The sequence below is a fragment of the Kribbella sp. NPDC059898 genome, assembly GCF_042730855.1.
GTDB lineage: Bacteria > Actinomycetota > Actinomycetes > Propionibacteriales > Kribbellaceae > Kribbella.
Genome location: NZ_JBHWKR010000010.1, coordinates 209,814 through 231,763 on the forward strand (window position 1 = coordinate 209,814; position 21,950 = coordinate 231,763).

23 protein-coding genes and 1 riboswitch are annotated in these 21,950 nt (G+C 69.5%); of the genes, 16 read left to right on the forward strand and 7 right to left on the reverse strand.

The window, feature by feature from the left end; genetic code table 11:
* Positions 1 to 5: 5 nt before the first annotated feature.
* Both ACFV9C_RS28895 and ACFV9C_RS28900 read left to right on the forward strand, forming a co-directional pair.
* Complete coding sequence (locus tag ACFV9C_RS28895) at positions 6 to 1,628, forward strand: right-handed parallel beta-helix repeat-containing protein (protein WP_380198595.1); 1,623 nt, start codon at positions 6 to 8, stop codon at positions 1,626 to 1,628.
* Complete coding sequence (locus tag ACFV9C_RS28900; protein WP_380198597.1) at positions 1,625 to 1,969, forward strand: hypothetical protein; 345 nt, start codon at positions 1,625 to 1,627, stop codon at positions 1,967 to 1,969. Before ACFV9C_RS28895 ends, ACFV9C_RS28900 begins: the two co-directional genes overlap by 4 nt.
* Positions 1,970 to 2,000: 31 nt before the next feature.
* On the opposite strand, the gene ACFV9C_RS28905 is transcribed toward ACFV9C_RS28900, so the two are convergent.
* The 4 genes from ACFV9C_RS28905 to ACFV9C_RS28920 form a co-directional block, all read right to left on the reverse strand.
* On the reverse strand, positions 2,001 to 2,546 hold the full coding sequence (locus ACFV9C_RS28905; RefSeq protein ID WP_380198599.1) for an RNA polymerase sigma factor: 546 nt from the start codon (positions 2,544 to 2,546) through the stop codon (positions 2,001 to 2,003).
* The gene (locus ACFV9C_RS28910) at positions 2,536 to 4,062 is read right to left on the reverse strand and encodes a sugar transferase (protein WP_380198601.1); all 1,527 of its coding nucleotides are present in this window, start codon (positions 4,060 to 4,062) and stop codon (positions 2,536 to 2,538) included. The genes ACFV9C_RS28905 and ACFV9C_RS28910 overlap by 11 nt, the downstream gene beginning before the upstream one ends.
* Positions 4,063 to 4,342: 280 nt before the next feature.
* Positions 4,343 to 4,618, reverse strand: a complete 276-nt coding sequence (locus ACFV9C_RS28915; RefSeq protein WP_344201623.1) for a hypothetical protein — start codon at positions 4,616 to 4,618, stop codon at positions 4,343 to 4,345.
* The gene (locus tag ACFV9C_RS28920; RefSeq protein WP_380198603.1) at positions 4,615 to 5,418 is read right to left on the reverse strand and encodes a PspA/IM30 family protein; all 804 of its coding nucleotides are present in this window, start codon (positions 5,416 to 5,418) and stop codon (positions 4,615 to 4,617) included. Before ACFV9C_RS28920 ends, ACFV9C_RS28915 begins: the two co-directional genes overlap by 4 nt.
* A gap of 166 nt (positions 5,419 to 5,584) precedes the next feature.
* Here ACFV9C_RS28920 and ACFV9C_RS28925 point away from each other — a divergent pair, with 166 nt between their 5' ends.
* The 14 genes from ACFV9C_RS28925 (at position 5,585) to ACFV9C_RS28990 (ending at position 18,580) form a co-directional block, all read left to right on the forward strand.
* Complete coding sequence (locus ACFV9C_RS28925; protein ID WP_380198605.1) at positions 5,585 to 6,172, forward strand: DUF3043 domain-containing protein; 588 nt, start codon at positions 5,585 to 5,587, stop codon at positions 6,170 to 6,172.
* A 23-nt stretch (positions 6,173 to 6,195) separates the two neighbouring features.
* Positions 6,196 to 7,206, forward strand: coding sequence for an aldo/keto reductase family protein (locus ACFV9C_RS28930; RefSeq protein WP_380198607.1), 1,011 nt, complete (start codon positions 6,196 to 6,198; stop codon positions 7,204 to 7,206).
* Complete coding sequence (locus ACFV9C_RS28935; RefSeq protein WP_380198609.1) at positions 7,203 to 7,412, forward strand: hypothetical protein; 210 nt, start codon at positions 7,203 to 7,205, stop codon at positions 7,410 to 7,412. Before ACFV9C_RS28930 ends, ACFV9C_RS28935 begins: the two co-directional genes overlap by 4 nt.
* A gap of 42 nt (positions 7,413 to 7,454) precedes the next feature.
* A riboswitch (cobalamin riboswitch) is annotated at positions 7,455 to 7,523 on the forward strand.
* A 114-nt stretch (positions 7,524 to 7,637) separates the two neighbouring features.
* On the forward strand, positions 7,638 to 8,342 hold the full coding sequence (locus tag ACFV9C_RS28940) for an SCO2322 family protein (protein ID WP_380198611.1): 705 nt from the start codon (positions 7,638 to 7,640) through the stop codon (positions 8,340 to 8,342).
* Positions 8,343 to 9,428 carry an energy-coupling factor transporter transmembrane component T gene (locus ACFV9C_RS28945; RefSeq protein WP_380198612.1) on the forward strand — a complete coding sequence of 362 codons (1,086 nt, stop codon included), beginning with the start codon at positions 8,343 to 8,345 and terminating at the stop codon, positions 9,426 to 9,428.
* Positions 9,425 to 11,032 (forward strand): ABC transporter ATP-binding protein, encoded by a 1,608-nt coding sequence (locus tag ACFV9C_RS28950; RefSeq protein WP_380198613.1) that lies wholly within the window; start codon positions 9,425 to 9,427, stop codon positions 11,030 to 11,032. Before ACFV9C_RS28945 ends, ACFV9C_RS28950 begins: the two co-directional genes overlap by 4 nt.
* A complete protein-coding gene (locus tag ACFV9C_RS28955) occupies positions 11,029 to 11,838 on the forward strand; it encodes an ECF transporter S component (RefSeq protein WP_380198615.1) in 810 nt (269 codons plus the stop codon). The genes ACFV9C_RS28950 and ACFV9C_RS28955 overlap by 4 nt, the downstream gene beginning before the upstream one ends.
* Positions 11,831 to 12,358: a bifunctional adenosylcobinamide kinase/adenosylcobinamide-phosphate guanylyltransferase gene (locus ACFV9C_RS28960; RefSeq protein ID WP_380198617.1), complete on the forward strand. Its 528-nt coding sequence runs from the start codon at positions 11,831 to 11,833 to the stop codon at positions 12,356 to 12,358. Before ACFV9C_RS28955 ends, ACFV9C_RS28960 begins: the two co-directional genes overlap by 8 nt.
* A complete protein-coding gene (locus ACFV9C_RS28965; protein ID WP_380198618.1) occupies positions 12,355 to 13,140 on the forward strand; it encodes an adenosylcobinamide-GDP ribazoletransferase in 786 nt (261 codons plus the stop codon). The genes ACFV9C_RS28960 and ACFV9C_RS28965 overlap by 4 nt, the downstream gene beginning before the upstream one ends.
* Before the next feature lie 150 nt (positions 13,141 to 13,290).
* Entirely contained in the window at positions 13,291 to 14,466 is a 1,176-nt protein-coding gene (locus ACFV9C_RS28970) for an ROK family protein (RefSeq protein WP_380198620.1), read from the forward strand.
* A gap of 81 nt (positions 14,467 to 14,547) precedes the next feature.
* Positions 14,548 to 15,618, forward strand: coding sequence for a sugar ABC transporter substrate-binding protein (locus ACFV9C_RS28975; protein WP_380198622.1), 1,071 nt, complete (start codon positions 14,548 to 14,550; stop codon positions 15,616 to 15,618).
* A gap of 137 nt (positions 15,619 to 15,755) precedes the next feature.
* A complete protein-coding gene (locus ACFV9C_RS28980; protein WP_380198624.1) occupies positions 15,756 to 16,571 on the forward strand; it encodes an ATP-binding cassette domain-containing protein in 816 nt (271 codons plus the stop codon).
* A complete protein-coding gene (locus ACFV9C_RS28985; protein ID WP_380198626.1) occupies positions 16,568 to 17,896 on the forward strand; it encodes a sugar ABC transporter permease in 1,329 nt (442 codons plus the stop codon). The genes ACFV9C_RS28980 and ACFV9C_RS28985 overlap by 4 nt, the downstream gene beginning before the upstream one ends.
* A 114-nt stretch (positions 17,897 to 18,010) precedes the next feature.
* On the forward strand, positions 18,011 to 18,580 hold the full coding sequence (locus ACFV9C_RS28990) for a hypothetical protein (protein WP_380198628.1): 570 nt from the start codon (positions 18,011 to 18,013) through the stop codon (positions 18,578 to 18,580).
* Between the two features lie 50 nt (positions 18,581 to 18,630).
* Here the strand turns inward: ACFV9C_RS28990 and ACFV9C_RS28995 are convergent, their stop codons facing one another.
* From ACFV9C_RS28995 to ACFV9C_RS29005, 3 genes are read right to left on the reverse strand one after another with little or no spacing between them, the layout of a single operon-like run.
* Positions 18,631 to 19,695, reverse strand: coding sequence for an ABC transporter ATP-binding protein (locus ACFV9C_RS28995; RefSeq protein ID WP_380198631.1), 1,065 nt, complete (start codon positions 19,693 to 19,695; stop codon positions 18,631 to 18,633).
* 20 nt (positions 19,696 to 19,715) lie between these two features.
* Positions 19,716 to 20,852, reverse strand: a complete 1,137-nt coding sequence (locus tag ACFV9C_RS29000) for an ABC transporter ATP-binding protein (RefSeq protein ID WP_380198781.1) — start codon at positions 20,850 to 20,852, stop codon at positions 19,716 to 19,718.
* 41 nt (positions 20,853 to 20,893) lie between these two features.
* Complete coding sequence (locus ACFV9C_RS29005; protein WP_380198632.1) at positions 20,894 to 21,886, reverse strand: ABC transporter permease; 993 nt, start codon at positions 21,884 to 21,886, stop codon at positions 20,894 to 20,896.
* Positions 21,887 to 21,950: the final 64 nt, after the last annotated feature.

The following is a 21,950-nucleotide window of genomic DNA, read 5'->3' on the forward strand; positions in this document are numbered from 1 at the left end:
ACCCCATGCCCCCCGAAGCGAACGCCTCGTCCCCCGGACGCACCGCCTGGTACCGCCGCCCCCAGGTACTCGCCGGATTCGCCGCCCTGACCGTCGCCGCCCTGGTCACCGCGGACCTCGCCGGGTACCGGCCGCACGCCGGCCGTCAGGCCACGCCCGTCGTCTCGCCGACCCGTGCCGTCATGACGCCTGCCCCGGCCGCGCCGGCAACACCGCCGGCCAGGATCTGCGCGAACCAGAAGGCCCTCGCCGGACCCGCCATCGCCCCCGCGGGCGCGGTCGTGGTCAGCACCACCGACAACCTCAACCAACTGACCACCAGCCACCCGGCCGGGACCACCTTCTGGCTCACGCCCGGCATCCACAAGCTCGGCAACAGCCCCTACTCCCAGGTGATCCCGAAGGACAAGAACACGTACGTCGGTGCGCCTGGCGCCATCCTGGACGGCGGCAGGCTGAACCGCTACGCGTTCACCGGCTTCGCCACCGGTGTCACGGTGAAGAACCTGACCATCCAGAACTTCGGCCCGGCCAGGACCAACAACGACGAGGGCGTGGTCAACCACGACTCCGGCGGGCGCTGGAACGTGCTCGCGAACACGATTCAGGACAACGCCGGCGCCGGGGTGATGATCGGCGACCACAATGTTGTCCGCGGCAACTGCCTGCAGGACAACGGGCAGTACGGCTTCAACGCCTACAGCGCGGACAAGGTCGCCGGCATCACCGTCCAGGGCAACGAGATCACCGGCAACAACACCGACGATTGGGAGAAGCTGAAGGGCGGCTGCGGGTGCAGCGGCGGCGGGAAGTTCTGGGAGGTGACCGGAGCCGTGGTGCGTGCCAACTGGGTGCACGACAACCACAGCGTCGGTCTGTGGGCGGACACCAACAACACAGGATTCGTGATCGAGGGCAACTACCTGTCCGGCAACCTGGCCGAGGGCATCGTCTACGAGACCAGCTACAACGCCGGGATCCGCGGGAACACGTTCGTCCGCAACGGGCTCGGCAAAGGCCCACAGAACCACGGATTCCCGACCCCGGCGCTGTACATCTCCGAGTCCGGCAGCGACGCGCGCGTCACCGGCGTCTTCAACCAGACGTTCGAGATCAGCGGGAACGTGTTCACCGACAACTGGGCCGGGGTGATCCTCTGGGAGAACGCCGACCGGTTCGCCGGCTCGGCCGCCAACACCAGCACCGGCGTGGGCACCCTGGTGAACCCGTCCGTCGTGACCGCGAAGACCTGCACCGCCGCCACCATCCGCAACCAGCCGTACCTGGGCGACTGCCGCTGGAAGACCCAGAACGTGCGAGTGCACGACAACGTGTTCACCCTGACCCCCGACAAGGTCTCGCCCACCTGCGGCTTCAGCAGCGGCTGCGGCTTCAACGGCCTGTTCTCCAACTGGGGCACGTATCCCACCTGGTCGCCGTACCAGAAGTCCACCGTGCAGGACGCGATCACCTACCACCAGGGCAACCGGTTCTTCAACAACACCTACGCCGGCCCGTGGAACTTCATCGTCCACGAGCAGGGCAACCGGGTGAACTGGGCCGCTTGGCAGGGAGCGCCGTACGGGCAGGACCAGGACAGCGTGGTCAAGGTCCTCGGGGAGCGATGACCATGACGGAGCGGGCCGCCGGCGAGCAGATCGCACTGCTCCGCTGCATCGGGTACGCCGCCTTCAGCCGCCGCGACCGTGACGTCGACGTCCTCGACCTGGTCTTCGACAGCCTCATCGACGCGCCCGGAAGCGAGGGCGTACGGCGGCTGCGGTTCGCCGGGTACGGCGTCACGCTCGACGTCGAACGGACCGAGCTGGGCGTGGAGCTGCGGGTATTACCCGCCGGGCCGATCGTGGTGGAAGCCTGCGGCGACGAGGCCACCCGGCTGGTCAGTTTCCTGCTGCGGTGGCCCGCCGGTACCCAAAGGCCGGTCCGGACCGCCTGGGTCATGCTCTGACCGTGTAGCGGTCCGGACCGGGTCTGCTGCCTCAGGAGGCAAGCAGCAGCCGGAGCTTGTCCAGGCACCGGCCGCGGATCGGGCCGATGCTGCCGATCGGGATCCCGATCGTCGCGGAGATCTCGGCGTACGGCGCCGGCGGGTCGGCCATCAGCATGCCGAGCAACTGCTGCCACCGGTCCGGCAGGCTTTCCAGTGCCCGCCGTACGTCGTCGGCGCGCTCGCCCGCGAGCAGGCCGGCGTCCGGTTCGGGCTGGTCGCCGGCCACCCCCTCGAACGCCGTCGACTCGTAGGTCAGCAGCACGCGCTTGCGGAACGCCAGTACCCGCAGGCATTCCCGGCGCGTGGTGACGACCAGCCAGGCGCCGACCCGGGCCGGGTCGACGCGATCGATGTGTTCGAGCAACCGCAGCCAGACCATCTGCGACACGTCGGCGGCGTCGCTGTCGGTCAGCCGGAAGCTGCGGGTCACGGCCCAGACGAGCCGCGCGTAGTGGTCGACCAGCCGGCTCCAGGCACCCTGGTCCCCGGCCGCGGCCTCGACCACCGTGGCCTGATCGAAGTCCCTAGTAAGCACCGTCACTCCCCAGAACGGCGCGGGCGGTCTTCCACAGGATCAGCAGATCCAGCGCGATCGACCAGTTGTCGGCGTACCGCAGGTCGAGCCGCATGGACTCTTCCCAGGTCAGGTCGCTGCGGCCGCTGACCTGCCAGAGGCCGGTCAGGCCCGGCTTCACAAGCATCCGGCGCGCGTCGTCGAGCTGGTACTGCGCCACCTCGGCGGGCAGCGGCGGACGCGGGCCGACCAGCGACATGTCGCCGCGGAGCACGTTCACCAGCTGCGGCAGCTCGTCGACCGAGAACCTCCGCAGATAGCGCCCGATCCTCGTCACCCGAGGATCGTCGCGGAGCTTGAACAGGATCCCGTTGCCCTCGTTCAGCACCTGCAGCTCGGCCTTGCGTTCCTCGGCGTCGGCCACCATCGTGCGGAACTTCAGCATCCGGAACTGCTCGCCGCCGCGGCCGACCCGGGTCTGCCGGAACAGCACCGGACCGCGGCTGGTGACCTTCACCAGGACCGCCGTCACCAGCAGGAGCGGCAGCAGGGCCAGCATCAGCAGGCAGCCGACCACCCGGTCGAAGATGTTCTTCAGCACGTGCGGCCCGCCGCTCACCGACGGCCGCTCGAGGTGCAGCAGCGACAGCCCGGCGACCGGCCGGATCGAGATCCGCGGACCGGCCACCTCGACGATGCCCGGCGACACGATCAGCTCGACGCCGCGCCGTTCCAGTGCCCAGGACAACTTCCGCAGCGAGTGCCCGGTGAGCTCCGGGTCGGCGGCCACCGCGACCACCTCGACGTCCCACTCGTCGACGGCCTTCAGGATGTCCATCTCGGCATGGCCCAGGCGTTCCGGACCGGGCTCGTCCGGCAGGTCGCCGCGCGGCAGGCAGCTCGCCACCACGACGTACCCGTCGGTCTTCCGCTCCTCCAGGTGCCGGTGCAGCGTGGTCACCTGGTCGTTGCGCCCGACAACGAGTACCCGGCGCATGCAGCGGCCGGCGATCCGGCGCTTCGAGATCTGCCGGTGCAGCACCCAGCGGGCGAACATCGCCGCCAGACACGTCATCGGCACGGCCAGTACGACGAACCCGCGAGCCACCTGGCTCTTGGTCGCGTACGACGTCACGGCGACCACCGCGGTCAGCGCGACGGCGGCCCGGATGATCGACCGGAACTCCTCCGGTCCGGTGCCGAAGTAGCGGGTCTCATAACCCCGCTCCAGCGCGACGCAGACCAGCCACGCGACCGGCAACGCGGCTCCGAGCACGATGTAGCCGAAGTCGATCTGGGCCCCGAACCGGACGACAAGCGCCAGCGAGACACCGAACAGCGCGGCTACCAGGTCGCCGGCGAGCGCTGCCCACCGGTACTTCGCGACCCAGCGCGCCTCGGTGAACCGTGCCGCGCGCGGCACCACCGCCGGTCCTTCGTCCGGAACCACCCAGACCGGCCGACGTCGTTCCCCCGACGGCGCCGGCCGTAAGTCAGCCGGATCGGCCAACCCCTCGGACATGACAAATTCAGTCACGCACAGTCACCCCCCACAGGTGAAAAACCGAACCCCGTGACCAACCCACACCCCGTCACGGACTTCGTCCAACGCCGCCCCCACAACGGCGTGAACCAGAGAGTACTACGAGGTCGCGGCGGAAAACAGCATCGGACGCGAGTGTTTACCGGCGAGCAATCCGACTCCCAGGTTCCGTAAAGCAAAGACCTCCGGGAACCCTGTTTCGGGTTCCCGGAGGTCTCAAACGACTACTTCAAGTGACCAGTTCGCCGGGTCGGGGCGCCGGCCTCGAAGGGTCTCAGCCGGCGATCAGGCCGTCGCCGCTGATCAGCTCGCGCATCTCGGCGAGCGAACTGTCCGACGGCGGCAGGATCGCGTCGGAGTCGTGCAGCTCGTCGTCCGGCACCTTCTCACCGGAGCGGACGAAGTCCAGCAGGGCCGCGAAAGCGGTCTGGTACGCCGCCTCGTCCCCGGACGACACGGCCTTCTCCAGGTCGCCGTCGACCGCGTTGAGCGCGTCCAGCTTCTCGTCGGCCAGTCGCCACTGACCTTCACCCATGATGCGAACGATCACCGAACATCTCCGTCCTGAGGTCGCGCCGGCTCGGCGGCCGGCTGCTGCACTGGCTGGGCGGCCTGCTGACCCTCACCGGAGATCTCCTTCGGCGCGCCGCCGCCGGAGAGCTGGGCCTTCATCGCGGCCAGCTCGTTCTCCACGTCGGAGCCGGACGACATCCGGTCCAGCTCCAGGCTGATGCTGTCCTTGCTGCTGCCGCTGGCGTCGTCCAGCGCGCCGGAGGCGAGCAGTTCGTCGATCGCACCGGCGCGGGCCTGCATCTGCTGGGTCTTGTCCTCGGCCCGCTGCACCGCCAGGCCGACGTCGCTCATCTCCTCGGAGATGCCGGAGAACGCCTCGTTGATCCGGGTCTGCGCCTCGGCCGCGGTGTAGGTGGCCTTGATGGTCTCCTTGCGGGTCCGGAACGACTCGACCTTGGCCTGCAGCCGCTGGGAGGCGAGCGTGAGCTTCTCCTCCTCACCCTGCAACTGCGCGTGCTGGGTCTGCAGGTCGTCGATCTGACCCTGCAGCCCGGACTTGCGGGTCAGGGCCTCCCGGGCCAGGTCCTCGCGGCCCATCGAGAGCGCCTTCTGTGCCTGCTCCTGGAGCTTCGACGACTGCGACTGCAACTGGGAGGCCTGCAACTCCACCCGCTTGCGGCTGGTGGCCACGTCGGCCACGCCGCGGCGTACCTTCTGCAGCAGCTCCAGCTGCTTCTGATACGAGTAGTCAAGGGTTTCGCGAGGATCCTCGGCCTTGTCCAGGGCGGAGTTCGCCTTGGCCTTGAAGATCGTCGACATCCGCCTGAAGATGCTCATCGATATCCGTACCCCTTCTGTGCCGGCCTGACGACCCGGCGTGCGTATCGTCCACCCTATGTCCCTATGGGTCACCAGACCATCAGGACCGGCCCGGATAAAGTAGTCGTGAGGTCCGGGGACCACCCCGAGTCGCGACCTGCCCTGCGAATGAGGTTCTGACCCCGTGTTCCGTCGTACCAAGTCTGAGACAGCTACCACCGTACCCGCCGCGCCCCAGGGCAAGCCGGGCGGCAAGGGGCGGCCGACGCCGAGCCGCAAGGACGCGGAGGCGGCCCGGAAGGCGTCGTTCAAGAAGCCGCGCAACCGCAAGGAGGCCTCCTCCATCCGGCGGGAGAAGATGCGCACCGAGCGGGCCAAGATGCAGCAGGCCATGCAGACCGGCGACGACCGGTACCTGCCGGCCGCCGACAAGGGCCCGGTCCGGCGGTTCGCCCGGGACTACGTCGACGCCCGGTACTCGGTGATGGAGTTCGCGCTGCCGATCCTGCTGGTGGTGTCGCTGGTCGGCGTGGTGTTCTCGCCGCAGTTCCCGTGGCTGGCCGGGCTGGTGAACCTGCTGTTCCTGTTCATGATCCTGCTGATCGCCGCCGACTGGTTCCTGCTGACGGCGGGGCTGAAGAAGCAGATCAGGATCAAGTTCCCGAAGGAGCCCCTCAAGGGGATCGGCTTCTACGCCGTGCGGCGGACCATGCAGATGCGCCGCTGGCGGCTGCCCAAGCCGATGGTGAAGCGCGGCGAGAAGCCGTCCTGAGCCGCGGCAAGTAGGGTCTGGGTATGGACTTCCGCTATCTGGGCAACAGTGGTCTCAAGGTCAGCGAGATCTCGTACGGCAACTGGCTGACGCACGGCTCACAGGTGGAGAACGAGCAGGCCAAGGCCTGCGTCCGGGCCGCCCTGGAGGCCGGCATCACGACGTTCGACACCGCCGACACCTACGCCAACACCAAGGCCGAGTCGGTGCTCGGCGAGGCGCTGGCCGGCGAGCGCCGCGAGTCGCTGGAGATCTTCACCAAGGTGTACTGGCCGACCGGTCCGATGGGCCCGAACGACACCGGCCTGTCCCGCAAGCACATCCACGAGTCGATCAACGGCTCGCTGAAACGGCTCGGCACCGACTATGTCGACCTCTACCAGGCGCACCGGTACGACACCGAGACGCCGCTCGAGGAGACGATGGAGGCGTTCGCCGACGTCGTCCGGCAGGGCAAGGCGCTGTACATCGGGGTCTCGGAGTGGACCGCGGAGCAGCTCCAGGAGGGCCACCGGCTGGCCCGCGAGCTGCGCCTCCCGTTCGTCTCGAACCAGCCGCAGTACAGCATGCTGTGGCGAGTCATCGAGGGCGAGGTAGTGCCGGCGTCCGAGGAGCTCGGTATCAGCCAGGTGGTCTTCTCGCCGATCGCGCAGGGCGTGCTGACCGGCAAGTACCTGCCCGGCCAGCAGCCGCCGGAGGGCTCCCGGGCCACCGACGCGAACGGGTCGAACTTCATCAAGCGGTTCCTCACCGACGACGTACTGACCAGGGTTCAGGAGCTGAAGCCGCTGGCGGCCGAGGTCGACCTGTCGCTGTCCCAGCTGGCGATCGCCTGGGTGCTGCAGAACCCGAACGTCGCCTCCGCGATCATCGGCGCCTCCCGGCCCGAGCAGGTCACCGAGAACGTCAAGGCCTCCGGCGTGACGCTCGACGATGGCCTGCTGAAGCGGATCGACGAGGTGCTCGGCCACATCGTCGAGAAGGATCCGGCGAAGACCGCGCAGAACGCCCCGCAGAAGCGGCCGAACTCATGAGCTGGAGCTGGCGGTTCGAGACCGCGACCGGCGCGCTGGTCGACCCGGGTGAGGTCGGCGGCGCGGAGTTCTCGGCCCAGGGCGACGCCGAGAGCTGGCTGGGCGAGACCTGGCGGGACCTGGCCGACCGCGGCGTCGGGCAGGTGTTCCTGCTGGAGGACGGCCGCGAGGTGTACGGCCCGATGAGCCTCTCGTCCGCCGAATAGCAGCAGAGTAGGATTCGCACGAACCACACGCCTGCGTCACAGGGAAGCCGGTCCAAGTCCGGCGCTGACCCGCAACCGTAGGCCACCGGACCTGGTGGCAAGCCGGAACACTGTGACGCAGGCGGTCAGGCTCGACTACCCGCCGTGGTCCGCGGGTGGAGCCCCTACCCTGCCGGTGCAGGCGGGACCTCCTCCACCGGGCTGCGGCCCGACCGAGGAATCACCATGACTGCACATCGCCGGACCCTCCGACTGGTCCTCAGCCTGCTGGCGGGTCTCCTGCTGGCTGGGACCGTTGCCACCAGCGCCCGAGCCGAGGACGGCTACCGGTTCTGGGGCTATTACCAGTGGACAGCAGGCCAGTGGGCCTTCTCACAGAAGGGCGCCGACGCCACCGTTCCCGCCGACGGGGCGGTCGAGGGCTGGCGGTTCGCCGTCGGCGGCGCCAAGCCCCGCGTGCCGCGAGCCGCAGGCGACTTCGCCGCGATCTGCGGCAAGACCCCGACCGAAAGCGGCAAGAAGCGCGTGGCCCTGGTCGTCGACCCGGGTACGCCCGAGGACGCAGTCTCCGGTGAGACCCCCGGCCAGGCCACCGGGACGTGCGTGGTGACCGCCACGGCCTCGACCGGTGCGCAGATCCTGGCCGCGACCGGGCCCGAACGGATCGAGAAGGGCCTGACCTGCGGGATCAACGGGTACCCGGCGAAGGGCTGCGGCGACCAGGTGAAGAACATCAAGGTCCCGGCCACCGACACCCCGGTGACGCTGGAGCTCAAGTCCGCCGTCGGCTCGACCGCCGCCCCGGCCTCGCCGGCCTCGGACAGCAGCAGCGGTACGCCGTGGACGGGCATCATCATCGCGATCGTCGTGGTCGTGCTCCTGGCCGGTGGCGGGTTGCTCATCAACCGTCGGCGTACCGCAGCGAAGTAGATGCGCGCCGTCCACCACCTCACACTCCCCCGGGCACTCCACCCGGGGGCCTGGTGGTTGTGGGCGCTCTGCATGGCGGTAGCTGCCAGCAGGACGCGTAACCCGGTCCTGCTGGTTCTTATCCTCGCGGTCACCGGTTTTGTCGTGGCTGCGCGTCGCAGCGATGCGCCGTGGGCACACAGCTTCACGGCGTTCCTCAAGCTGGGGCTGTTGGTGATTGCGATCCGCGTGGTCCTGCAGGCGTTGCTGTCGACCCGCTCCCAGGGCAACACGGTGCTGTTCACACTCCCGCAGGTCCCGTTGCCGGAGTGGGCTGCCGGGGTCAAGCTCGGCGGTCAGGTGACGGCCGAGGCACTCATCACCGCGCTGTACGACGGTGGGCAACTGGCCGTGATGCTGTGCTGCGTGGGCGCGGCCAACGCACTGGCCAGCCCACGGCGGTTGCTGAAGTCGTTGCCAGGAGCCCTGTACGAGATGGGCGTCGCCTGTGTCGTGGCGCTGACTTTCGCACCACAGTTGGTGACGGACGGCCGCCGTATCCGCGGTGCCCGCCGGCTGCGCGGCCGTACGCGTGCTTCCTTCCGTACGACGGCCATGCCGGTCCTGGAGGGCGCACTGGACCGTTCTGTGGAGCTGGCGGCGGCGATGGACTCCCGCGGGTACGGCCGTACGGCGCAGGCTTCTCGTGGTCAGCGTCGCCTCACAGCGTTGTGTGTGCTGTTGGGTCTGCTTGGGATCCTGCTTGGTGTCTACGCGTTGCTGACCGACTCCATGGCGTTTCCACTCGCAGCAGGCGCGCTGGTGGTCGGCGTACTCCTGGCGGTCGCAGCCATGGCCGTAGGACGCCAGCGGGTCAGTAGGACGCGGTACCGGCCGGATCCGTGGGCATTGCCCGAGTGGCTGGTGGTGGCGGCCGGTGCCGTCGCCGCCGGTGCCATGGTGACCGCAGCGGTACGTGGTGTGGACGGCCTGCTGCTGGCAGGGCCGTTGGTGGTCCCACCGGTACCCGTGCTGCCGGTTGTCGGCGTACTGATCGGGCTGGTGCCCGCACTCGCAGCGCCACCGTTGAAGAAGGGCGCCGCATGATCGAGTTCGACCGGGTGAGCGTGACGTACGACGGTGCGCGTGAGCCGGCCTTGCGGGACGTGAGCTTCACGGTGCCGGAGGGCGAGCTGGCGTTGGTGATCGGGCGGACCGGCTCCGGCAAGTCCACGTTGCTGCGGGCAATCAACGGGCTGGTGCCGCACTTCACCGGCGGCACGCTCGCCGGGCGCGTGCTGGTGTCCGGGCGGGACACTCGCGAGTACCGGCCGCGGGACCTCGCGGACGTGGTCGGGATGGTCGGGCAGGACCCGATGGCCGGGTTCGTCACCGACACGGTCGAGGACGAGCTCGTGTACAGCATGGAGTCGCTGGGCGTTCCGCCGGACGTGATGCGCCGCCGGGTCGAGGAGACGCTCGACCTGCTGGGGCTGGCCGACGTACGGGACCGGGCGCTCACGTCGTTGTCGGGCGGCCAGCGGCAACGGACCGCTATCGGTGCGGCCCTGACGTCGCATCCCGCCGTACTGGTGCTGGACGAGCCCACGTCGGCACTGGACCCGCAGGCTGCCGAGGAGGTGCTGGCTGCGCTCCAACGGCTCGTCCACGACCTGGGCGTCACCGTGGTGATGGCCGAGCACCGGCTGGAGCGCGTGATCCAGTACGCCGACCGTGTGATCGAAGTACCGGGTGGGGCTGCTGCAGTGTCTACCGGACTGCCCGCGGAGCGCATGGTGACCGCACCCGTTGCACCACCCGTGGTGGAGCTAGGCCGGCTGGCTGGTTGGTCACCGCTCCCCCTGTCCGTACGAGACGCACGCCGCGCCGCAGCCACCCTGCGGTCCCACCTCGTCTCTCCCCCGTCGCGTACTGCGGGACCGTTGGGGGCGGAGCTTGCCCACTGCAAGGACCTCGTGGTGGGCTACGGCGCCGTCACCGCACTGCGTGGCGTCTCCGTCAGCGTCAGGGCCGGCGAGGTTGTCGCGTTGATGGGCCGCAACGGCGCAGGCAAATCCACACTGCTCAACGCGCTCGTAGGCATCGTCCCAGCCCGCTCCGGTACGGCGGTTGCCGCCGGGACGGACCCACGACGTACCAAGCCGAAGCAACTGGTCAAGGCGGTCGGCCTGGTCCCGCAGGAGCCGGCTGACCTGCTGTACGCCGCCACGGTCGCGGACGAGTGCGCCAGCGCGGACTCGGACTTCAAGGTGCGTGCAGGTAGCTGCCGGGCGTTGCTGGAGCGGCTGGCGCCGGATGTGGCGTTGGACGTGCACCCACGTGACCTGTCCGAGGGACAACGGCTGTGCTTGGCGCTGGCCGTCGTACTGTGCGGTGCTCCGCCGCTGCTGTTGCTGGACGAGCCGACGCGTGGACTCGATTACGGGGCCAAGCGGCGGCTGGTGGCAATCCTGCGCGAGCTGGCGGCGGCTGGGCATGCGGTCGTGCTGTCGACGCACGACGTGGAGATGGTGGCCGAGGTCGCGACCCGGGTGATGGTGCTGGCCGAGGGTGAGCTGGTCAGCGACGGCCCGACGGCCGAGGTGATCGCGGGGTCGCCGGCGTTCGCGCCGCAGGTCGCGAAGATCCTTGCACCGTTGCCGTTCCTGACCGTCGGCGAGGTCGCTGACGCGCTGGATCGAGCCTCATGAACCTGATCCGGCTGAAGCCGCGCAGTACGGTCGCGTTGCTGGTCGCCTCACTTGTCGGCGTACTGGCGTTCGCCTGGCCGCTGTTCTTCCGGACCGCGCAGGCGGGTGCGTCGGCGATCGGTCACACCACGGACGCCCCGTGGCTGTTCGTGTTGCTGCTGCCGTTGCTGGTGGCCGTCGTCCTCGCGGAGCTGTCCGAGTCGGGGATCGACGCCAAGGTGATCTCGCTGGTCGGCATGCTCGCGGCGGTCGGCGCGGCGCTGCGGGCGCTCGGCCCTGGTACGGCGGGGCTCGAGCCCGGGTTCTTCCTGCTGGTGCTGGCCGGGCGGGCGTTCGGCGCCGGGTTCGGGTTCGTGCTGGGCGCGGTGTCGTTGCTGGGCGGGGCGCTGATCAGCGGCGGGGTCGGGCCGTGGATGCCGTTCCAGATGTTCGCGTGCGCGTGGGTCGGGTGCCTGGCCGGGTTGCTGCCGCGGCTCGGCGGGCGGCTCGAACTGCTGCTGCTCGCGGCGTACTCGCTGGTGTCCGGGGTGCTGTACGGGATCATCATGAACCTGTGGTTCTGGCCGTACGCGACGTTCGGGAGCGACTTCTCGTTCGTCCCGGGTGACGCGCTGGCCGAGAACCTGCACCGCTACTTCCTGTTCGTGGTGGCGACGTCGCTCGGGTGGGACATTCCGCGCGGGATCCTGTGCGCGGTGCTGGTGCTCGTCCTCGGGCGGCCGATCCTGAACGCGTTCCGGCGGACGGCCCGCAAGGCGGCGTTCGAGACGCCGGTGGTTTTCGAACCGGGGAGGACGGATGGCTGATCGGACGTTGGTACTCGGAGGGGCGCGGTCGGGCAAGTCGGTCGCGGCCGAGCGGCTGCTGGCCGACGTACCGGACGTCGTGTACGTCGCCACCGGCGGCAACGACGCCGGGAGCGCCGAGTGGGCCGAACGGGTGGCGAAGCACCGGTCACGGCGGCCCGCGTCGTGGGGGCTCGCGGAGACGATCGACCTCGTGCCGCTGCTCGAAACCCCGGGCCCACCGTTGCTGATCGACTGCCTGACGCTGTGGCTCTCCCGCACGATGGACGCGCTGCAGGTCTGGGACAGCCTCGGCCGTGCGGACCTCGTCGAACAACAGATGGCCCGCCTCGCCGGCGCCTGGTCGTCGACCCCGCGCCGCGTAGTTGCTGTCAGCAACGACGTGGGCTCCGGCATAGTCCCCGCCGACCCCGCCACCCGCCTCTTCCGCGACCTGATGGGCCGCCTCAACACCACCATCTCCCTAGCCTCCGACCAAGTCCTCTGGACCATCGCCGGCCGCACAATGCCGCTCACATGAGTACTTTGAGCGATGGGCTGCGGCTTTCGTTCGGGACCTTGACCGTTCTTCCCGCCGGGGTTCCGGGGCGGGTGGATCGGGTGGTGGGTGGGTGGGCGATGGGGTTGGCGCCTGGGGTTGGTGTGGTGGTGGGTGGGGTTGCGGCTGGGGTGGTTGCGTTGGTGCAGCTCGTGCCGCCGGGGGCGGGGATGTTGGCGGCGGTGGTCGGGGTGCTGGTGGTGGCCGGGTTGTCCGGTGGGTTGCATCTGGATGGGCTGGCGGACTTCGCGGACGCGCTCGGGTCGCGGCGGGATCGCGAGACGATGTTGCGGATCATGAAGCAGAGCGACATCGGCCCGTTCGGCGTGGTCGCGATCGTCGGCGTACTGCTGCTCGACGTCGCCGCGCTGACGGCGTGCGTCCAGGCGGGCTTCGGCTGGCAGGCGGTCCTGATCGCCACCGTCGCGAGCCGCCTGACCCTCCCCTGGTCCTGCCGTACGTCGATCCCGGCCGCCCGCCCCGACGGCCTCGGCACCGTCGTCGCGGCCACCGTCCGCCCCACCACCGCGACCCTCGTAACAGCTCTCACCCTCGCAGCAACCATCGCCCTCACCTGGCTCCACACCACGAGCATCGGGCAGTTGACCGGCGCCGCAGCCGCCGTACTCCTCGCCGTCGCCACCAGCTTTCTCACTGGCCGCCAGGCGACCAAGAAGCTCGGCGGGACCACCGGCGACGTACTCGGCGCAACCGTCGAACTGGCCCTCCCCGTAGCCCTCGTAACGCTTGCCCTGACCGTGTGAGCGCTCACCTCCACCACGCTGTCCCCGCGGTGGTCTACTGTCGCCGATGGAACGATCAAGTGGGGTAGTGACGGCGAGGTTGCGACTGATGTTCATGGTTCACGACCGGTGGGCGGCCGGGTACGCCCCGCGATCCGTTATCTTTATGTAATGAACGCAACCCGCCCAGCTCCGGGGTCGCAGGCTTCGCTGCGCGAAGCCAACCGTGCGCGCGTTCTCGGTGTCGTCCGGCAGCACGGCCCGCTCACCCAGGTCGAGATCGCGGCCGCCTCCGGTCTCTCCGCGGCCACCGTGTCGAACATGGTGAAGGAGCTCGACCAGGCCGGCATGGTCGGACTGTCCCGCAGCATCCGCAACGGCCGCCGCGCCGTCCTGGTGTCGCTCGCGTCCGGCGGCGGCCTGCTGGCCGGCGTCGCGTTCGGCGAGCGCGACGTCCGGGTCGCGGTCGCCAACGGTTCCCGCGAGATCCTCGCCCAGCAGCTGATGCCGCTGCAGGCCGACCACGTCGCCGACGAGGGCATGGAGCGCGCCGCCCGGCTGCTCGCCGACCTGGCCGAGACGGTCAGCTCCGGCGTCGAGGACATCTCCGCGATCGGGTTCGGGCTGCCGATGCCGGTGGACGCGGTCAGCGGCGAGGCCGGGTCGGACGCCGTCCTCCCCGGCTGGCGCGGCGTGAACGTCACCGACGCGATGTCGGCGTACCTGCGGGCCCCGGTCGCGCTCGACAACACCGCCAACCTGGCGGCCCTCGGCGAACTCCGAGCCGGCGGGCTGCGCGGCGTCCGGAACGGCTGCTACCTGAAGTTCTCGTACGGCGTGGGCGCGGGGCTGGTGATCGACGGCGAGGTGTACCGCGGCTCGGCCGGTACGGCGGGCGAGATCGGCCACGTCACGATCGACGAGAACGGCCCGATCTGCCGGTGCGGGAACCGCGGCTGCCTGGACACGTTCGTCGGATCTCGCGCACTGATCAGCAGCCTCGCCGCCTCCCACGGACCGCTGCGGCTGAAGGACATCGTGCACCGCGCGGCGGCCGGCGACGCGGGCTGCCGCCGGGTGATCGAGGACGCCGGCCGCCGGGTCGGTGTCGCGGTGGCCGGCGTGGTGAACCTGCTGAACCCGGAGGCGATCGTGGTCGGCGGCCTGCTCGCCGAGGCCGGCGACCTGATCCTCGGCCCGCTCCGCGAGGCACTCGACCGGTGCGCGATCCCGAGCGCCGCGGCGACCGTCGAACTGCGGCCCGCCGAGCTCGGCGACGAGGCCGACATCGTGGGCGCGATCCACCGGGCGTCGATGCTGAGTCACACCAATATCTCCATTTCTTGAATTCAAGTCTTGACGTCAAGGGCTGACCCGGCTTGACTGCGGGGCAGGCCAAATCGGCCTGTCCCGTCAAGGAGCCGCCACATGTCCCTCTCCGCAATCCGTCTCGTCGGCCTCGGCATCGCCGTGTCGGCCCTGGCCACCTCACTGGTCGCCTGCGGCTCCAACGACTCCGGCAGCAAGGGCGACGCCAAGAAGATCGCGCTGCTGCTGCCCGAGTCGAAGACCACCCGGTACGAGGCCCTCGACCGCCCGCTGTTCACCGAGGCACTGAAGGCGGCCTGCGCGAAGTGCGAGCTGATCTACAGCAACGCCGACCAGGACGCGTCCAAGCAACAGCAGCAGGCGGAGGCAGCGCTCACCCAGGGCGCGAACGTGCTGGTCCTGGACCCGGTCGACGGCAAGGCCGCCGCCGCGGTCGCCGCCTCCGCGAAGGCGCAGAACGTCCCGGTGGTCGCGTACGACCGGTTCATCGACAAGGCCGACTACTACGTGTCGTTCGAGAACGAGGCCGTCGGCAAGCTGCAGGCGCAGACCCTGGTCGACACCCTCAAGGCGGCCGGCAAGACCTCCGGCAACATCGCGATGATCAACGGCTCCCCGACCGACCCGAACGCGGCCGAGTTCAAGAAGGGCGCGCACAGCGTGCTGGACTCGAGCGGTTTCAAGATCGCCGCCGAGTTCGACACACCGGACTGGAGCCCGGACAAGGCGCAGTCCTGGATGGAAGGCCAGCTGAGCGCGATCAAGAACGGCCTCGTCGGTGTGTACGCCGCCAACGACGGCACCGCGGGCGGCGCGATCGCGGCGCTCAAGGGTGGCGGCGTGAAGCCGCTGCCGCCGGTCACCGGGCAGGACTCGGAGCTGGCCGCGATCCAGCGGATCGTCGCCGGCGACCAGGCGATGACCATCTACAAGGCGGTCAAGCCGGAGGCCGAGGCCGCCGCCAAGGGCGCGGTGGCGCTGGCCAACGGCGGCAAGGCGGAGTCCACCACCGACAAGAACGGCGTACCGGCAACGATTCTCGACCCGGTCGCGGTGACCAAGGCCAACATCAAGGACACCGTGGTGAAGGACAACCTGTACAAGATCACCGACATCTGTACGGCGTCGTTCGCCGCGGCCTGCACCGCCGCCGGACTCTCCACCAACTGACCGCCCCGCGGCGTTGCCCCCGTAGTGAGGTGCGGGGGCAACGCCGGTCTTTCAGGTTCCGTAACCGGCAGAGCCTGTTCCGCCCCGCCGTACCGCCGGATCATGGCCTGGAATCCAAGCCCCAGGAGGCTGATCGCGTGACTGTTACCCCGGCTCCCCTCGACGTCGGCGCCGGTACGGTGCTGCGGCTGGAGGGGATCTCCAAGCGCTTCGGCGCCGTCCAGGCACTGAAGAACATCGAGCTGGACGTCCGGGCCGGCGAGGTACTCGCGCTGGTCGGCGACAACGGCGCCGGCAAGTCCACGCTGGTCAAGACCATCGCCGGCGTCTACACCGCGGACGACGGGACGATGGTCTTCGACGGCCGCCAGGTCCGGGTCGGCAGCCCGGCCGAGGCGCAGCAGCTCGGGATCGCCACCGTGTTCCAGGACCTGGCGCTCTGCGACAACCTCGACGTGGTCGCGAACCTGTACCTCGGCCGCGAGCTGCAGTCCGCCGGCGCCCTCGACGAAGTCGAGATGGAACGCCAGTCCTGGGAGCTGCTCCGGCAGCTGTCCGCGAAGATCCCGTCGGTCCGGATCCCGGTCGCCAGCCTGTCCGGCGGCCAGCGGCAGACCGTCGCGATCGCCCGCAGCCTGCTCGGCCGGCCCAAGGTCGTGATGCTGGACGAACCGACCGCGGCCCTCGGCGTAGCTCAGACCGCCGAGGTCCTCAACCTGGTCGAACGGCTCCGCGAACGCGGACTCGCGGTGATCCTGATCAGCCACAACATGGCCGACGTGATGGCGGTCGCCGACCGGGTCGCGGTCCTGCGGCTCGGCCGGAACAACGGCGTCTTCGTGGTCAGCGAGACCCGGACGCAGGACATCATCGCCGCGATCACCGGCGCCGAAGACAACGCGGTCTCCGCGCGCGCGATGCGCCGGAACCCGGAGGAGGGTCCCACCAGATGAGCATCCAGGGATCGGGCACCCGCCCCCAGGACAGCACCGGTACGGCGAACACGCCGGAGCCGGACGGCGCGGCCCCAGCGGCCGACCGGTCGGCCGCGGACCTGCCCGCCGACCTGCAGGACGAGCGGCTGATCGCGAGCCACGGGATCAGCGGCGCGGTCAGCGCCTTCACCGCGCGGCTCCGCTCCGGCGACCTCGGGTCGGTCCCGGTGGTGATCGGGCTGATCATCATCTGGGCGGTCTTCCAGATCGCGAACAGCTCGTTCCTGTCCAGCCGCAACCTCGTCAACCTGACGTTGCAGACCACCTCGGTCGGCGTGATCGCGCTCGGCATCGTGCTGGTCCTGCTGCTCGGCGAGATCGACCTGTCCGTCGGTTCGGTGAGCGGGTTCGCGGCGGCCGTCGTCGGCGTGACGTTCGTCAACAAGGGCTGGCCGCTCGTGATCTCGTTGCTGATCGGCATCGTGCTCGGCGTGCTGGTCGGGCTGTTCTACGGCCTGCTGTACACGCGGTTCGGCGTACCGAGCTTCGTCATCACGCTCGCCGGGCTGCTCGGGTTCCTCGGGTTGCAGCTGCTGGTGCTGGGCAAGGACGGCACGATCAACCTGCCGTACGACTCCGCGCTGGTCGGCTTCGCCACCCGCAGCTTCCTCTCCCCCGCCGTCGCGTACGGGCTGGTCGTCGTGGTCGTAGCGGTCTGCACGCTCACCCGGCTGCGGAGCCGGAAGGCCCGCCTCGCGGCCGGGCTGTCCGCGGCGCCGACGTCGTTCATCGCCGTCCAGGCAGCCGGCCTCGCCGTCGTCCTGCTCGTCCCGGTCGCGATCCTGAACGGCGACCGCGGCGTCTCCTCGATGTTCCTGCTGTTCCTCGCGCTCGTGGTGGTCGCCGACTTCGCGGTACGCCGGACCCGCTGGGGCCGCTCGGTCTTCGCCGTCGGCGGCAACGTCGAGGCCGCCCGCCGGGCCGGCATCAACGTCCGGGCGATCTACCTGTCGGTGTTCGCCGCCTGCTCGACGTTCGCGGCCCTCGGCGGCATCCTGGCCGCGGCCCGCCTGGTCGCGGTCGGTCAGGCCAGCGGCGGTACGGACACCAACCTGAACGCGATCGCCGCCGCCGTCATCGGCGGCACCAGCCTGTTCGGCGGCCGCGGCTCGGCGTACTCCGCACTCCTCGGCGCGCTGGTGATCATGTCGATCTCCAACGGCCTGGCCTTGCTCAGCCTCGACTCGAACGTCCGCTACATCGTCACCGCCGGCGTCCTCCTGATCGCCGTCACCATCGACTCGCTGAGCCGCCGGAGCCGCCAGGCCCACGGCCGCGCGTAAGCAGGAGAACCTTCTCAGGTTCTGGGCGGCCCGACCCCCTTGCGGGGTTAACGTCCTGGACGGGCTAGTTGCCTGAAGCATCTAATTCGACCAGGATCGAAAGGTTTGACAACGATGAAGTGGAAGATTCCGGGGACGCGTCGCGCCCGGGTGCTCGGTGCGGGCGCCGTCGTGACGACCGCGGCGCTGGTCGCCGGTGGTGTCGCGGTCGCGAACAGTGCGGGTGCGGCGACGACCTCCGTCACGGCCACGTCGTACCGGACGCAGCTGATCGAGATGCGCACCGCCGGTGCGAAGGGGTACTTCTACACCTCGAACCAGGTGGAGTTCCTGAGTGCGCAGAAGCGGGGCTGGACGTTCACCGGCCAGGTTCCCGGCTACGTCGCGAACACCGCGGTCCGCGGCACCGTCCCGGTGTACCGGCTCCGGGTGAAGTCCGGGTCGTCGTACCTCTTGTCGATCTCCACTGCCGAGCGCAACAAGCTGGCCGCCTCGGGTCAGTGGGTGTACGAGGGTGTCATCGGGCGGATCCCTCTCGCCGCCGCCTCGGACCGCGCACGGATCTACCGGGTGTCGAAGAACGGGCTCGGCTGGCGGGTCATGCGCACCGCCCAGGCCGCGGCGTACGTGAAGGCCGGCTGGCACCTGGACGGCTTCATGGGCTACGTCTGGACCCATAAGTAAGTAGACAGGAGTGGGCCCCCGTCGCCATTGACGGGGGCCTACTCAGCACATCACGCGGTGGCGGCGGTCAGGTCGACCTTCGGCTCCGCGAAGTGGCAGGCGGCCGTGTGGCCCTCGGAGGACTGCGGCTTGATCTCCAGCAGCGGCTCCTGGGTGGCGCAGATGTCCTCCGCCTTCCAGCACCGGGTGCGGAACCGGCAGCCGCTCGGCGGGTCGATCGGCGAGGGTACGTCGCCGACCAGCCGGATCCGCTCCTTCGGCGGGACGCCGCGGATCGTGCCGAGGTCCGGGGCCGCGGACAGCAGCGCCTGGGTGTACGGGTGCTGCGGCGCGTTGTAGATCTGGTCCCGGCTGCCCCGCTCGACGATCTTGCCGAGGTACATCACCGCGACCTCGTCACAGAAGTGCCGGACCACGCCGAGGTCGTGCGCGATGAACACGAACGCGATCCCGAGGTCGCGGCGCAGGTCCTCGAGCAGGTTCATCACCTGGGCCTGGATCGACACGTCCAGCGCGGACACCGGCTCGTCGGCGATGATCACCTCGGGCTCGACGGCGAGCGCCCGGGCGATCCCGATCCGCTGCCGCTGGCCGCCGGAGAACTCGTTCGGGTACCGGTTGTGGTGCTCGGGGTTCAGGCCGACCCGCTCCAGCAGCTCCTGGACCCGTTCGAGCTCCTTGTTCCGCGGCACCAGCTTGTGCACCCGCAGCGGCGTACTGATGATGTTGCTGACAGTCTGCCGCGGGTTCAGCGAGCTGTACGGGTCCTGGAAGACGATCTGCAGCTGCCGGCGGAACGGGCGCAGGTCCCGCTCCTTCAGCTTCGCGATGTCGGTGCCCTTGAAGACGATCTCGCCGGACGTCGGGGTCAGCAGCCGGGTGATCATCCGGCCGGTGGTCGACTTGCCGCAGCCGGACTCGCCGACCAGGCCCAGGCTGGCGCCGGCCTTCAGCTCGAAGCTGACGCCGTCGACGGCCTGGACGACCTTCTTGGTCCGGGCCAGGCCGGCGGCCTCCTTGATCGGGAAGTGCATCTTCAGGTCGCGGACCTGCAGCAGGGTCTCGCCCTCGGCGGCCGGCTTCCCGACCACGTCGGAAAGGGTTGCGTCGCTCATCTCTCTCCTCAGTCCCCTCGTCAGCCCAGTCTCGGCGCGACCTCGGTCTCGTACACCGAGACCTTGTCGTGCAGGTGACAACGGGACGTGTGCGCACCGGCGCCGTCGACCGGCAGCAGTTCCGGCAGTTCCGTCGTACAGAGCTCGCCCTTGACGCGGTCCTTGTACGGGCAGCGCGGGTTGAACGAGCAGCCGTCCGGCAGGTTCAGCAGGCTCGGCGGCAGGCCCTTGATCGGGCGCAGCCGCTCGTTGGCCGCCGACACGGTCGGGATCGACTCGAGCAGGCCCCAGGTGTACGGCATCCGCGGGTTCGCCAGCACGTCCTCGGCGGTGCCGTACTCGACACAGCGGCCGGCGTACATCACCAGCACGTCGTCGGCCATCTCGGCGACCACGCCCAGGTCGTGGGTGATCAGCACGATCGCGGAGCCGAACTCCTTCTGCAGGTTGTTCAGCAGGTCCAGGATCTGCGCCTGCACGGTGACGTCGAGCGCGGTGGTCGGCTCGTCGGCGATCACCAGCTTCGGGTCGTTGATCAGGCTCATCGCGATCATCGCGCGCTGCCGCATACCGCCGGAGAACTCGTGCGGGTACTGCTTGAACCGGCGCGGCGGGTTCGGGATGCCGACCAGGTCGAGCATCTCCAGCGCGCGCTTCTTCGCGACGTCCTTGGAGACCTTGTGGTGCACCCGGTACGCCTCGACCAGCTGGTTGCCGATCGTGTACAGCGGGTGCAGCGACGACTGCGGGTCCTGGAAGACCATCGACACCGCGTCGCCGCGGATCTTCATCAGGTCGTTCTCGGACAGGCCGACGATCTCGTCGCCGCCGACCCGGATCGACCCGGTGATCCGGGTCCGCTTCCGGTCGTGCAGACCCATCACGGCCATGCTGGACACCGACTTGCCGGAGCCGGACTCGCCGACGATCGCCAGCGTCCGGCCGAGTGGGACCGAGTAGCTCAGCCCGTTCACCGCGCTGACCAGTCCGTCGGCGGTCGGGAACTTCACGGCCAGGTCCTCGACCACCAGGTACGGCGTCTCGCCGCTCGGGTTGATCGACGCCACCCGGCGCTCGCGGGTGGCGACCGACGGACCACGCTTGGCGGCCTCAGCAGCCTCCGGAGCGTCCGCCGGGGTCGCTGCGTCCTCGGCCATGCTGTCCTTCCGGTCTTCGGGTGTCTGCTGCTCCTCGGCGGTCATGCGAGCCTCACCCGCGGGTCGATCAGGCTGTAGCCGATGTCGACCAGCAGGTTCATCACCACGATCAGCACCGAGGCAACCAGCACGGTGCCCATGATCACCGGCAGGTCGTAGTTGTTCAAGCTGTCCAGCACCAGCTGGCCGAGCCCCGGCAGGTCGAAGATCCGCTCGGTGAAGATCGCGCCGCCGAGGCTGCCGGCGACATCCAGACCGAAGATCGTCACGACCGGGATCAGCCCGGACCGGAGCGCGTGCTTGTAGGTCACCACCCGGTCCGACAGGCCCTTGGCGCGTGCGGTCCGGATGAAGTCTTCGCTCAGTGTCTCGACCATCGAGCCGCGGGCGTACCGCGCGTAGGAGACACAGTTGTAGACGCCGAGCACCAGCCACGGTGTCAGCAGACCGGCTATCCACTTGCCCGGATTCTCCGAGGGCGGTGTCCACTCACCCCGGGGCAGGATCGGATAGAGCACGGTCAGATAGAGCGCCACCATCAGCGCCACGATGTAGTACGGCACCGAGCTGATCACCAGCGTGCTGGTCATCAGCGCCCGGTCGCCGAGAGTCCCGCGCCGCTTCGCCGCCATCGACCCGACGAAGACGCCGATCGTCAGCACGAGTACGGCGTACCCGAGCACCAGCGACAGCGTCACCGGGAACCGGGTCTTGATCATGTCGGTGACCGGCCGGTCGTTCTTGAACGAGAAGCCGAGGCACGGCGCCGCGCAGTGCTGCTTGACGCCGGAGGTGGTGAAGTCACGGCCGGTGAAGATCCCCGCGGTGTACTCCGCGAACTGCTGCGCCTTCGGCTGGTCCAGGTGCAAGTTGGTCTTGATCTCCTGGTACCGCTGCGCCGTGCAGTTGCGGTCACCACAGATCGCGCCGGCCGGGTCCGTCGGCGCGACGAAGAACAGCGTGAACGTCGCGATCAACGTCGCGAGCACGACACTCAGCGCGCTGACCAGGCGGCGCGCCACGAAATAGAGCACGGGATTGTCTCCTCACCGACCGGCGTGGGGGGGCGGCCACGATGGGTGGGGGCCACCCCCCGTG